Annotated in this window: 11 protein-coding genes; all 11 read right to left on the reverse strand. The window is 54.5% G+C overall.

Annotated elements, in window-relative coordinates; genetic code table 11:
- Positions 1-3 precede the first annotated feature (3 nt).
- The 11 genes from BLP10_RS08490 to BLP10_RS08540 are packed head-to-tail and all read right to left on the reverse strand — an operon-like array spanning position 4 to position 13,632.
- On the reverse strand, positions 4-1,932 hold the full coding sequence (locus BLP10_RS08490; protein WP_091133306.1) for an asparagine synthase-related protein: 1,929 nt from the start codon (positions 1,930-1,932) through the stop codon (positions 4-6).
- The gene (locus BLP10_RS08495; protein ID WP_091133307.1) at positions 1,907-3,193 is read right to left on the reverse strand and encodes a GNAT family N-acetyltransferase; all 1,287 of its coding nucleotides are present in this window, start codon (positions 3,191-3,193) and stop codon (positions 1,907-1,909) included. Before BLP10_RS08495 ends, BLP10_RS08490 begins: the two co-directional genes overlap by 26 nt.
- Complete coding sequence (locus tag BLP10_RS08500) at positions 3,190-4,428, reverse strand: GNAT family N-acetyltransferase (RefSeq protein ID WP_175493829.1); 1,239 nt, start codon at positions 4,426-4,428, stop codon at positions 3,190-3,192. Before BLP10_RS08500 ends, BLP10_RS08495 begins: the two co-directional genes overlap by 4 nt.
- Positions 4,425-5,576, reverse strand: a complete 1,152-nt coding sequence (locus tag BLP10_RS08505; RefSeq protein ID WP_091133312.1) for a DegT/DnrJ/EryC1/StrS family aminotransferase — start codon at positions 5,574-5,576, stop codon at positions 4,425-4,427. The genes BLP10_RS08500 and BLP10_RS08505 overlap by 4 nt, the downstream gene beginning before the upstream one ends.
- Before the next feature lie 12 nt (positions 5,577-5,588).
- Positions 5,589-7,184, reverse strand: coding sequence for a lipopolysaccharide biosynthesis protein (locus BLP10_RS08510; protein ID WP_175493830.1), 1,596 nt, complete (start codon positions 7,182-7,184; stop codon positions 5,589-5,591).
- Positions 7,082-8,200, reverse strand: a complete 1,119-nt coding sequence (locus BLP10_RS08515) for a GNAT family N-acetyltransferase (protein ID WP_091133316.1) — start codon at positions 8,198-8,200, stop codon at positions 7,082-7,084. Before BLP10_RS08515 ends, BLP10_RS08510 begins: the two co-directional genes overlap by 103 nt.
- Positions 8,197-9,327, reverse strand: coding sequence for a GNAT family N-acetyltransferase (locus tag BLP10_RS08520; protein ID WP_091133318.1), 1,131 nt, complete (start codon positions 9,325-9,327; stop codon positions 8,197-8,199). Before BLP10_RS08520 ends, BLP10_RS08515 begins: the two co-directional genes overlap by 4 nt.
- Positions 9,327-10,445: a glycosyltransferase gene (locus BLP10_RS08525; RefSeq protein WP_091133320.1), complete on the reverse strand. Its 1,119-nt coding sequence runs from the start codon at positions 10,443-10,445 to the stop codon at positions 9,327-9,329. Before BLP10_RS08525 ends, BLP10_RS08520 begins: the two co-directional genes overlap by 1 nt.
- Complete coding sequence (locus BLP10_RS08530) at positions 10,442-11,716, reverse strand: GumC family protein (protein WP_091133322.1); 1,275 nt, start codon at positions 11,714-11,716, stop codon at positions 10,442-10,444. The genes BLP10_RS08525 and BLP10_RS08530 overlap by 4 nt, the downstream gene beginning before the upstream one ends.
- Entirely contained in the window at positions 11,713-12,342 is a 630-nt protein-coding gene (locus BLP10_RS08535; RefSeq protein ID WP_091133324.1) for a P-loop NTPase family protein, read from the reverse strand. Before BLP10_RS08535 ends, BLP10_RS08530 begins: the two co-directional genes overlap by 4 nt.
- Positions 12,343-12,351: 9 nt before the next feature.
- On the reverse strand, positions 12,352-13,632 hold the full coding sequence (locus BLP10_RS08540) for a polysaccharide biosynthesis/export family protein (protein ID WP_210183604.1): 1,281 nt from the start codon (positions 13,630-13,632) through the stop codon (positions 12,352-12,354).

Below are 13,632 nucleotides of genomic sequence, written 5' to 3' on the forward strand. Positions count from 1 at the left end.
ATTTCAAGCTGCGGGTATTCCATCGCGGATAGTTTCCCTGCTGGAACCTTGTGCCTGAAGCCAGATTTCGAGGTTGAACGCATACCAAAGCAGATAGCCAGTCTGTCCAGGGGCGCGACCTGCGACGAAAGCCTCATAAGTGCTGCGGAGCCAGTCGACATCGATGTAATCAGCAATGCGGAAGGATTGCTGGCTCATGAACGGTTTTAGCGCGCTTAGAAAATGCTCGTGCTGCTGGCGCCACAGAACGGGATTGAAGTTCTTCTTCAAGTGCTCCTGCGTAACTACGGACGGCAGGATTCCCTCCATGGCTTTACGCTGGAGAATCCGGGTATGGCCATGCTGGATTTTCAACTCCCTGGGAGCCGCAAACAGATACTCGACAATACGCCGGTCAAGAAGAGGAAAGCGTGTATCGACGTCGAAAATGGCGCCGAGGGCTTCATGCATAGGCAGCGCAATATTGACGAGGATAGAGTTAAAGACTTCGAGGCAGTCCTGGCGGTAGTAGTCGGAATAGACCCGCTCTGGACCTTGGAGGATCCGCTCGGCCAGATTTGTCCTGCGCGCCAAGCTGGAATTCACCCAAGGAGGTACGACAGGTCGCCCCTGGAGCTTGCGCAGGGCAAACCGCATATTTCGCGGGATGAGAGGCGAGGCGATATAGGCCATCGTCAGACGTTGGAGGGAAGACGGCTTTCCCGTGCTTCGGTCGATCGGAAACAAACCCATCAGGTCGCGGGTGAATTCAATGAAGCGTCCTGAGCGAAGAAGGTCCGCTAAATAGTGATAGCGCCCAAAGAACAATTCGTCGCCTCCAAGCCCGCTCATGGTCACATGAACCCCATGACGCGCAGTTTCTTCCTTGCACCGCCAGAGATAGAGAAGGCCCATGTCGACTTGCGGTTGGCCACCGGCGCGTTGAATTTGCGGTAGACGATTGAAGGCATTCTCCGTATCGACATAAATGTGGTGGTGGCGTGCGTTGATGCTCTTTGCAACAGCTTTGATGAGTTCCGGCTCATCCGCCGCCTGGTCCCGCAGCTCAAAGGAGAAAGTTTCTATAGGCGTATCGATCTTGCGTCGTTCAAGTTCCCGCCGCAGAAGGGCCGCTACGGTCGACGAGTCGAAGCCGCCGCTGAGTTCACACGCATAAGGCCCTTCGGACGGTGTGCGGCGACGTACGGAATCGATCAGCAAATCCCGTACTCTGGCAGCAATGTCGGTTTCGCTTGTTTCTTCGATTTTTTTGACCGGATCGATGCGCCAGTATGGCTCCTCTCGGGCTGGACCAGTACCCTCCTGAACAACAATATGGCCTGGCTTCAGGCGCCGAATGTCCCTGTGAAACGAGAGGCTGGCGTCGATTAGAGAGCGCTCCAGGGCGATGTAGGATGAGATCGACGTCTCGCATGGATCGGCTGGAACTCCTGCCTCAAGAATTTGGGCTGGCTCCGAGGCGAGCCACAAGGATGAATTCCAGTGAGCATAGCAAAGCGGTTTTACGCCGATTGCATCGCGCGCACCCAGCAATCGGCGATTGCGCGCATCATATAGGACGAATGCGAAATCACCGTCGAGTTCTTTGACACATTGAACTCCCCACGCGTCGTAGGCTGCTGCGATAGCAGAGCAATGCCCGTCGCCGACCGAGTGGCCGAGTTGGCGCAACTTGCTCGCTAGCTCGTCAAGATTATACAAGCGTCCGCTCAAGACGACTGCTAGGCGGCCGCCGTCCGTAACGTAGGGCTGGGGATCCGCTACAGAGGCACTGTTGCGCTGGTGCGCCAATGCGAGGGGTCCGCTCACATAAGTTGATGGGTTGCGACCTCGGTGCGGAGCTGCAGCTGCCATACGAAGGAGGGTCTCGATGGAGGGACTGCCTCCGTCGAGACGGAGAATTGCATTAAGGGCTCCCATAGTCATCTCCATTCTGGTCCTGCTCTATCGATCTGGATAGCTGGGATAGATTTGTTACAAGAGATTTGCTGATGCGCAGAAGCTGCGCTCTCGGATGCCGGTTGAAGATGTAAAGTCGCTGATACTTCTCTTCATGAGTGGCCCATTTACGCGCAAACTCCGTCACACCATTGATATCCAATTCGACCATTCCATGCGAAATGGCATCTTGAATGAGGGCGTCCATAAGCGGCGTGGTGTTGATAGAACTGCGTACGTCGTCACGAAGATAGATGAGAAGAGAGAGCATGACATGTTGTCGCGAAAGGCCCATAATCGCGCCGACAGGATTGCCGTTGAGGCACATGACATGAATGACAGCATCGTCGCTTGAGGCAAACGCGACGCTAACTTCAGTCAGGAAGCGTCTGAGTTCATCGTTCAGCGGCACCCGTACCCGTACACTTCCATCGGGATTGGCTTTCCAAGTATGCCTCTCAACCTCGAATAGGATGTTGAGGCCACGACGAATATTCGAACCTCGAAAGGATATCAGTGTAAGGTCGCCAGCGCTGCGGCATCGCGCGATGTGTTGTCTGCGGCGCTTTCGGAAGTGCGAGCTCCGCCGAGCAAGATAGGCATCAAAACCGCCGTTTAAATCCGCTCGATACATCACTCGAACACGGCCTGCAGGAAGGACAGAAAATCCTTCCCCCATCGCCGCTTCTGTGAAGGCCTCTCGCTGGCCGGATTCAATCGGAAGTCCTTCAAGTACCATCACGTCCCACTCAGAGGCACGATTGGACCAATATCGAGTTATTGCGCCGCAGACAGGCGTGGGATCGCCATTAAGGAGCGCATGCGCACGCGCATTCTGCGATGGAATGTTGAGCGGGAACGTAACGCGACGGACTGGGACGATTCGGCGCCATTTTGGAATGTCAAGATTCGCATGGTCGTCTGTGATTTGGTATGGCCCGTCCCGACTCGGCCAAGCCTCCCATCCGCGCGATAGGATCATCGGCACGATAGCTCGCATCTCCGACCCCTCGCGAACCAGAAGAGTATGCAAATCCTTCCTCTGTCCGAAGACGTTCCACCAAGCGCTTACCCACCGCCGGTCTAGGAGCACATGACGAAAGGAATAATTGTCCTGAATCTGGTCCCAGCTCCAAGCGAAAGCATCATACTTCGAAATTGAATCAATACGTTCTACAGAAAACGCGTCCGCAAAACTTTTTGATATATTCGTCTCTATGTTCGCGAATGATGAGGGCTGATCCAGAAAGGTCATGGAGTTGTCCTCGCTTGTTCTGTCGAGGCATTGCCTGAAGGTGAAATCAGATGGCCCATGGCGACGGCGCTGCTGTCAATGGCTCGGAGCAATTGAGAATACGGTTTCGAATTGAAGAAGATGACGCGTGAATAAATGTGCGATTCTTTCGCCCATTTCATGTAGTTGCGAGTATATCCATTGAAATCAATTCTCTTCATCCCTCGTGATATCGAAATTTCGAAAAGGTTCTGGAACAAAGGGGCAATGGCGACCGGAGCACCGAGTTTCTCGTGACGATAGAGAACGAGGCCAAGTGATGTGCCGCCGCGCTCAATATTAAATACGCCAGCTGCATCCGTATCGCCAAAGCTGAGAATACCTAAGTTTGCCTCGTCATCTGCGGAGAAACGTTCGGCCACGTCGCGAAGGAAGCTGCGTGTTTTATCGTCAAGTGCAAGGTGCAGACGGCGTTCCTTCTCGTTTGTCACCTTCCAGCTCTGTTCTTCCAGAGCGAACAGGCGGTTAATGTTTCTTGTTATGTCTGACCCGCGAAAGTTGCTGATCTTCATTGGTCCAAGCGCGGAGAATGTCTGTGTGAGCTTTTTGTTCTCGTGCTTGAGATTTTCCCGAAAATTCCGGGAACGCATCTTTAGGAACTCTGGCCATGTCGCGGGAAGATCCACATAAAGCATTTCACGGGTGCTGTGCCTGTTTCCGAGTGATAGATCCGTGCTCCTTAGCGCCGACCCAAGCATCGTATCTTCATGCATCCAAGAACGGAGGCCGGGAAGTGTTGCCACATCCCACGAGGATGACGTTTCGGCTGCATACCGAGCAAAGGCTGCATACAGGTTCCGGTCAGGTTGTGGAAAAACCATCTGACCTCTGACATTGCTGGAAGCAATATTAACCGGAAATGTCAGGCGGCGGACAGGTACGATGCGTTGCCAGCGGAGCGAAGGAATATAGCGGTAGTCGTCAGGGCTCGATATATACGCATCCCGAAACGGGTATGCTTCCAAACCTCTTGTGACAGCGAGAGGGACGATCCCAACAGGCGTGCGCCCCTGCGACATAACCAGGGTATGTTGAGCTTTTCCAGCACCGAAATGACGCCACCACGCAGAGACCCAGCGATGATCCATGAGAACATGAGAATGTTCGCATTGATCCTGAAGATCCTTCCAAAGCGGGCCAATGGCTTCGAGTTCGTCGAGGTCAGCAACCCGGCGTATGGTCGTGGTTTGAGTCATCCTCGGCTCCATTGTGTCACTACATGCAAGAGACGGTCTATGTCACTGGGTTGGAGTGCTTGGTGCACCGGCAGGCCGAGCAGTTTCTCCTTCCATGTGCGCTCTTTTGAGAACCGCTCCCAAGGAACTGCGGGATGAAGCAGTGGCCACATGTGCTTTGCCGCGACGGCTTCCTTCGCCAACGCTTTGCGCAGGCTTGCAATGTCGTCAACGAGAATGGGAAAAAACAGAGGACAAGCGCCTGGATGAAGCTGAGGCACCATGGGCCTGAGCCCTTTCAAGTTCTTGAGGGCGCCTTCAAGCATCAGATAGTTTCGACGGCGGCTAGCTCTGACAAACTCATGATCAGTTGCTCTGAAAAGGCGGAGCGCCTGGCTCGACATGCCGAGATTCGATGCGCTCCGAGAGAAGGGCTGAAGATCCCACTGGACTTCATCAGGGAGATCGATCTTCGAGTCATCCGACTGAGCACGTCTGACTTTCATGCGCCGGCGCAGATCCTCCGCCGCCCTCACAACAGCAATAGGATGGGTTCGTAGCGTTAGGGACACGAGCTTGCGCGTCGATCGGCGAACGATTTCTTGTGAGGGTGGCGCCGGGATTGTGCCAACTTCGCCGGACTTCAGATACAACGCGCCTCCATCCGGAAGAGCCACCGTCTTGCGGAGGCTGAACACTGCCGCGTCACTACTCATCCCGATGGGATTGCCGTCCTGGGTGGCGTAAAGAGCATGCGCACAATCTTCGATAAGTGGAATATTGAGATAGCGGGTTATATCTTTTGCAAACGTTAGATCCGCAGGGAAGCCGAGGTAGTGGGTCACCATCGCTGCCGATGCATTCTCCGTGGCTTTCTCGAATGAAGCGGGATCGGGAGAAAGATCATCACCAATGGCGAAGAACGACAGTTTGAGGTCAGCTGCGAGAAAAGGATCGATTTCAGATCCACAGCAGAAGGCCGGGACTGCGATTGTCTGGCCGGCTTTCAATCCAAGCGCGTGAACCGCCTGCCAGAGCGCCACTCGCGCCGTGTTCCAGAAGGTGACATGAGGACTGTCGAAGGGAAATGGGAGGGTGACATTCCTTCTAGAAAGCAGCGACGCTATGCTCGGCCCAGGCATCGATGGAACGGGTCGGACCTGAACCATGCCTTTTCTCCTCTATACTTCGCGCTCGATTCGCCGCCCTGCCCACCACCATCTCGAAGACAGGGCTGATGAGTCCCACGAAGCTCTCTCAGCTCTCCACAAGAGGGCAAGTGCAGCAGCGAAGAAGGCCATCAGGATCCCGATCTTGGCCGCGAGAATCTCCAAGAGGTTGGCGTCAGCGGGCAGCAGGAAGGTGCCAGTCACGCATACGGCGGCAACGGCAGTGGCTGCAGTAAAGCTGTACCAGGGGAACATGCGCACAAGGCTACTGTGCCGATCTGCCCATAGCAGCGTGAGACCGGTGCGGACGAGCATGACCCCGGCGCATACAGATGCGATGGCGACAATCCCGAATTTCAGCGCCACGATCCAATAGATCGGAGCTCCGATGAGCAGGCTGGTAAGCGAGATCCCAATAAGAGGAGAGGTCTTCTTGGCGTAGTGCAAGCCAAGTTCCCCATAGCTTCGAAGCGCGGCGAGAACCTGCACGCATGCAAGCCAAGGAAGAACCGATGCGGCAGGAGCATAGGCTTCCGAGGCGATGAGGCGGATTACTTCGTCGCTGAAGATGCTGATTCCGACACTCAAACCTATAAGAGTGAGCATGAAGCGGAAGAAAATTTGGGGGAGTTCCCTGTTTTCGTCACCAGCTTGAAGGACTTCAAGCTGCCGGACGCCCCAAATTTGCATGAACGGTGCTGTCACGAAGAGATTGAGCAGACTCGTAATTCGGAGGCCGAGCCCGTAGTTGCCGAGCGCTGAAGAGCCTTGCAGAGAGCCAATCACGTACCTGTCCAACGAGGACTGAATCGTATCGAGCATGATCGTAGGTACCAAGGGACTGCCAAATCTCAGCAGTTCAGCAAGGATTGGCCGTGATAGGGACATTGATGTCGTACGATACATGTCGATCAGAATGATCAGCGAGACGGCAGTGCTCCCTATCAAAGTTGCAATCACGATCCCAAAGACGCCTTTGTTGAGAAGGACGACAAGCCAGAGACTGAGAGCTGTAAGCAAGACGGCTTTCACGATGGATATGAAAAGATAGAATCCCGACCTTTTCAGAACGATGATGTAATTGAGCTGAAGGTTGAACAGGGTTGATGGGATCAGTCCCAAGATCGCCCATGCGAAAACCCAGGTTTCACCCTCAAGTCCAAACAGATGTCTGCTCGCAATCAGGGATGCGGGATATGCGAGGAGCGCAATTAAGAGAGACATTCCTGCGTAAGCTGCCAGGGCAGTTCCGAGAACAGCACCTCGCCCCGCCTCGTCCTGTTGCTCGACATGCAGTCGGACGAGCGCCCGTCCCAGTCCCATCCCAAGGATTACGGACAGAATGTCCGTGACGATCACAATGCTCGCGTAAAGACCGAACTCAGCCGGGGTCAAAACATGCGTATAGACGGGAAGCAGGATGAGTCCTGCGCCCCTATTGATAAGGTTTGCGATCCCATAGACTCGTCCATGGCGCATAATGACTTTGGATTCTCCCTTCGCCATCACACCGCCTCCACCCGTTTCATCAATCGCTTGGCCGCCGGTTTTCCCTTCACGATGGCCAAGCGCAGGAAATTGCCCCAGATGCTTTTTGCGAATAGCCAAGCCTCGTCGTGTTCGATGGCACGTTGCGTCCAGTCGTGCAGAATGTTCGGTTTGGTCAAGGAGCCGCGAGAGGCGTCGAAAGTCCTAAGGCCAGCCTTGTAGGCTGTGTCTATGGCCTCACCCAGTAGAACACGGCCAACGCTCAGGGCAGAAAGATCTTCCGGATAGGCGAAATTGTAATCCAGGTAGGTGTGGTCAAACAAAAAACCAAAGCGGTAACTTACTACTTCATCGTTGAGCTTAAGCAGGGTAATCTCCACGCGCCGATCAATGGCCAGCGCGCAGGCAATATCCTCAAAGAATGAGCGCCGCTGGGAAGTTGAAAAGATCCCGGTGCCGGCGGCCCCCTTCCAACTCCTGCTCTCGATTGACGCGATGAGGCTGATCAGCCCAGGAAGATCTTGAGGAGAAGGCCGCACACGCTCGAAGGTTACCGATCCCGTACTCTGCAGCTTACGGCGCGAGCGGTTCAAGCGCACCTTGAGGCTCTTGGAGAAGAACTCACCGGACTTCGCCGGATCCACTATGTCGACGACCGGAGCCCGACTGCAAAGGCGGATAAGAGTATGATGTCGTAGCGGCGCATCCTGAAAAACTTTCCGGTAACCTGCAGACTCTGGGAGCTCACTCAGGATAGTTACGTCGGATTGCGTGAAGCCGGGCTTTAACAAGAGTCCAATGAGCGATTCCAGAACATCCGGATTTGCGTCCGCTACAGGGATCCCAATCCTGTCGCTGAGTGGATAACCAAGAGGCCGCAATGTTCGTGCAGGCAGCCCCCAAATGAACTCACGTCCCCACGTCATCGGCAGACAAGCTATGAGTTCACGGTTCCGATGGATCGTAAGCGTCCTGGTTTCCCGACCCGAGAGAATATCATGAGCGGCCGCGGCCCGGATCCAGCTCCAGCTATTGAAAAGGGTCGTATCGCTGGAACGGTTCAGGAGTTCCTGATACTCGTTCTTGAGCGCATCGAGCGCTGCTATTCCATGGTGCCAGCCAGCATCCAAGGTCATGAGGCAGCCTCCGTCAGGTCAGCTGACACAAGGCGCGTTCTGCTGTCGAGGTGCTTCTTGATCTGATAAGCGTGTAGGAAAATCTTGGGAAGAAAACCGGACCGGAAAGCATAGTACTGACGCATTGTCCGCGTCTCTGTCGCCCAGTCGAGCTTGTAATCGCCACGCCCTATGATGCAGTCGAGATCTATTGTTTCGATCTCTCGATTCTCCATGGCTGTCTGGATCAAAGAACAGATGACCGCCTGTCCAGGCGCGATCTTTGAAAGCTCAGGATCGAAGGAGGATTTGAGAGCATACAGAACTTTGTTATGATGGATTCCAAAGATGAAGGCTGTTGGCCTCTCACCTTGGAAGAGACAAGACGCATGCAGAAGGTTTTGTGCTACAGCGTCCTGGATGATGCCGCGCCAGAACTCCCAATGCGATGCTGTTGACACTACGGATGTCCCCTCATCGAAACTCCAGCTTCGACGCGCGACTTGTTCTACCACGCCAATGAGTTCATCAAGCGAAGTGAAATCGCTCGGAAACACTCTGATCTTCAATCCGTCCGTCGACAGACGGCGCCGATATTGCTTCCTTATCGTTCGCGAGCGACTTGAGAGATAAGCATCCCAGTTCCCATCTGCAGAAATCAGGGGGAGGGTATAGCTGTTTCTCTCGCAGGGTTTGATACCGTTAGAAAAAGCAGGAAGGTTACTGAGTAAAGGATCATCATCTGTTAGCAGTCCTGGATCAAGCCAGCGCCAGCGCATCTTGCGCAGGTCCGCCAGCATTGCAGAAACCGCCTGTGCTTGACGTCGCACGAGGACAATCTGTGAGCGCTTGAAAAGCGGTTGACCGGCAAGGCGCAACACCGGGGCGCTCACGAGGCCCATCCGCTGAACCGTAGGAACCCATGCCGCACAGCCGACAACACCCGCGCCGTCGCGCAAAATCTGGAAAGCAATATCCTGTCCGGCTCCGATCGTCGTCAGCCATCGCCGGATCCAGAAGTGGCGCATCTGCACGCCGATAAAGGATGCCTGTTGAACGGCAGCATCCCATTCCGTCGCATATCGGTCGAAGGCTTCCAGATTCGTAAGCGCCTCAACCTTGATCTGATCCTGGAAAAGAGGCGTCATCAGGAGACTTTCATGGCTCGAAGCATCTTTCCGACCATGCCCGGTCCAGCACTGTCAGGTGCCAAGACAGAGATTCGCTCGGGCGGAAGTTCGCGCATATAGAGGTAATAGAGGTCACGGAATTTTGGCCTCGCTACCCATTCCGCCCAGCCAAGCAGATGTCCGAGCAAGGAGCCGATGTCTCTTGTTACAAGCACCAAGCCTGCCATGGGAATATAGCGGAGCTTCTTCAAGCGGCCGTCTATAAGAAGGACCTTTCTTGCGCCAGCACGCCAGATATAAGCCAAGAAAGCGAGCGCTGCGAGCACAGGAAAGGCAGTACTAACGAAGCCAAGCAGGAGAAGTGCTGACACGGAGCCGTAAACCATCATAAGACGGACGACATGCCGCGAAATGAAGCGCATTTGGCCATTTCCGCGTCCGTAGAAGAATACCTGACGGAAAAGATCTCCGAGATTGCTCCGCACATGGTGCCAGAGCCTAGCATCGGGAGCGACAACGCTCTTGCCGCCTAGGGCATAAACTTTGCGGCTGAAAAGCTTGTCCTGTCCCTTTGCGAGCCACTCTGGCTGCCCCCCTGCCGCCAGCCACATGCGTCGGGTAACAGCTGTGCAAAGCCCGCCTGGAAGAATGATCTCCGGGAGAAGTCGCCGCACTTCATCAGAGTTTAATCGCTCAAGAACGTAGTTATCGTAATAGTGGATGGCTGCGACGCAGTGCTCGAAATCGCTCGTGACACGCATCTGAAAGAGGCCGCTGACGAGTTCAATTTGTTCGTCGCTCTCAAAGGGCTTGACGATCTTTTCAATGTAGTCGGGTTCGATGATGTTGCCGAAGTCGTTCAGAACGAGAATGTCGCAGTTTGTTGCGCGGACGGCGGCATTCCGCCCCCCGCCGGCCCAAAGGCGCGGGTTGGCGACGACCGTAATCGTAATGCCACGACCTTCATACTCCTTGATTAGCTCAAGTGTTCCATCTGTAGAGAGACCATCTGCGACGACGATTTCGTCGGGCATGCGCGTTGAAGCATAGATAGCATCCATGGTCGGTCGAACTGAGGCGGCATCATTTCGGATCGGCATAATCAGGGCGACCCGCTTCCGATTGAAACTGGTCATTCAATCCTCCGTATGTCGCTTTCGACATAGATCGAACGGAGTTTTGTGGCTGGAAGACGCTCTAGCCAGCCAAGAACCGGGACGCCGAGAGCGCTCTCCACATTCTCTGGCCCAGTTGGGCGATCATCGAAATAATCGCGAAGCAACCCGACTCCGATCGCTATGGCCAGACTGGCTATCATCGCCCCTATAATGAGGAACAAACGCGCAATCCATGGCTGAGGCGGTACTACCGCCTGTTCTACCTGGCGAACGTTCACGACATCCGGATCGGCATGCTCGCTAATTGCAGCTTCACTGTATTTGTTTGAATAGTCGATGTAGGTCTTGCGACGAGTATCGAGTTGCAGCTCCATATCCGTAAGAGTTGCTTCATCTCGCTCGAGACGCTGAAGCTTGGCTTCGGTTTCCTGAACTCGCGCCTCGACTGCCGATATGGTGTCTCTTAAAACAACCACTTCAGGGTGCTGGGCATCATAACGCCGTGTGAGCCGGTTCAGGTCATTAGTTGATGTGAGAAGTTGGCCACGAAGCGTGCTCAGCTCTCGAGCGTACTCATCGCGCGATGCTGAGATGGCATAGAGAGAAGCGTTCTTCTTGAAATCGATGATTCTTTGGCGCGCAGCGTGATACTCTTTCTCAGCAAGATCTTTTTGGTCACGGTAGAACTCGGCGAGACCGCGGGTCGAATAAATCTTCAGGTGCTGCTTGATGTATTGATTGGTAATCTCGTTAACCAGATCAGCGGCAAGCTGTGGGTCATCGTGTGAGATTGAGATTGTCAGAATATTCGAGTTAACCACTGGAGTAACAGTAAGCCATTTCGTCACTGATTCAATCCAACGGTCCCGCGGGTTGACCTCAGGTACGAGACCCAGTGTCCTGAGAATTGCATCTACGCCTCTCAGGAGACTGGCAAACAAAGTATTGGAGGGAGGCCTTTCCGTCAGCTTAAGGGAGTCGACAGCTGCGGAAATCACGCTGCGTGAGCTCGCGATACCGCGTGCTGTATTCATCACTTCGTTCATCTCAAGACCAGGCGAGTAGTCAGTTCGCATGATAGGGGAACGCGTGCGCTCGACCAGAAGGCTCGACTTTGCCGTGTAGGTTTGAGGAACAAGATATATCAGAGCCGTCGCAGCAGTGAAGAGTGCCAAGAATACACCAAGTATCATGTACCTGCGGCGAAAGAGAAAGATCCAGGCTTTTGCTCGAGACGGAGTGCCTACATCCAATACAACCGGCGCCACTGACGCCCAATGCGTGTTCATAATCTATCTCCCGCAAGAAACGCAGGCGTGGAGAAGGTCCGTCTGTTCAAGATCACGCCAGAGATAGGAAGACGTAGGACGTCAAGCTCCTTTCGGGATCGCACGAGTGCATCAACTGTCGTGAGAGACATATCGACAACCATATACATGTAGTCGACGCCTCCACTCCAGGATGGAGAAAGCTGCTTTTGCAGAGAGCCGAGATCAACGAGGATCAGATCGTATTTCTGAGTCAAAAGTTCTTTCAGAGCTGCCCAGTTACCCTCCCATGACGGAGCGGATAGCTGGTCGGGGTGCAATGTCAGAAGGTCAAAGTTCCTTTCGGGATCTGAGGTGATCCAGTCCCGAACGTTAACGTAGTGCGGATGCAGGAGCTCAGAAATTACGAGTGGTCGGGGTTCGGCATTGATAAGCTCGGCAATCGGCAGCCCAGCGCTTGCATCGACAAGGAGGACCTGCTGCGTATCGCCTAAGACTTTGGATAGTCCGATCGTGATAGTGGACACGCCCTCACGTGGGAGTGTCGACATAATGCCGAGGACCACACCGCTTGGACCCGGCTGTACCGTGGCGAGGATGTCGCGACAGGCCCGGCGCAGAGACAGTGGGATTGATGAATAGCGCATGAGTTCTTCCTAATCCTGCGAGGGAGGCAAGCTGCCAACTCGGGTGCGGGGGTCTTGAGTGTTTAGAGGAGCCGCCCCCAAACCTGCAGGTTGGGTCATGGTCTCTCGAGTGACGATGAGAACATCGCCAGGAAGTACGGGATCGTTGCCGTTGACTGCGACTTGCTCTGGGGACGCCTCTCGGACAAGCGTAAAGCTGCGAACAATCTCGGCCTGAGGCCCTGAGGGACTTGGAAGGGCATACCCATGATTGTTCAGGAACTCGGTGGCATCTGTGATCCGACGACGAAGAGTGGCCAACTCCGTTTCGACCTCTATCAGCTGTTCGGCCAGCGTGATCCGGCGCTCCTCAGAGCTCCGCTTGATTTCCAGTTCGATGTTGATACGGGTCTGGTTTGACTGTGCGATCAGAGCAATTGTGTTGTTCAATCGCATGTCCGTGTCGGATGACATACGCTCGAGATCCAGCACCCTAGTGCTTGCAGTGAGACCGCGTTCCTTGAGCTCTTTGATGTTCTTCAGGTCGACATCAACGATATCCCGCAGCCGCCGGGTAGCGATGAGTTGCTCTTCAAGCGCAACTTTGCTCTTTTCCACCTCCTTTTGCTGCGAAACTCGAAGCTGCATTCTTTGCGCCTCCTCCTCTGCGCGAGTGCGCATCAAATGCCGCTCAGCTGACTTAATTTGTTCAAGCCGCTCCTTTCCCACCAAGTTCTCCAGCTCCGAGAGGGCCGGGAGCTCTTTCTCTCCATCGCGCTCAGCAATCAGCCTTGCCCGCTTGACAGTCTGAACTGCGTAGTTGTGCTGCGCGCTTGCCAGATCCTGCCGCTGCCTATCGGCATCCCGCGAGAGAGCGCTGCCATCCGATACGCTAGCCAGAAGAGGGTATCCTCCTGCGATCGCTACGAGTTGGGTTACGGTTAGGCCTGGAATGTACTCTTGACGGCCAGGATTTCTCACATCGCCCATGATGAAGACGGGGCCATATTTTACGATCTCCATCGCAACATCCGGGTTCGTATAATGCCGGGCTGAGAGGGCGCTGATCGCAGCCACGCGCAACTCCTCGGCAGTCATTCCCATCGTCTTCAATTCGCCGATCCCTGGGATTGATATGCTCCCTGTCGCACTGACCCGGAACGTTCCCGACATCTCAGGTTCTTTGTAGACTGTGATGCGGACCTCGTCGCCTGGCCTGAGTTCGTATCTGTAATCTGAGGCCAGAGATGGCGGGATCGAGAATAAGCCTGAAAGGGCAATAACTAGGCCAACCAAAATCGCTCTAATCAT

Origin of the sequence: Microvirga guangxiensis, from assembly GCF_900102135.1 — a bacterium.
GTDB lineage: Bacteria > Pseudomonadota > Alphaproteobacteria > Rhizobiales > Beijerinckiaceae > Microvirga > Microvirga guangxiensis.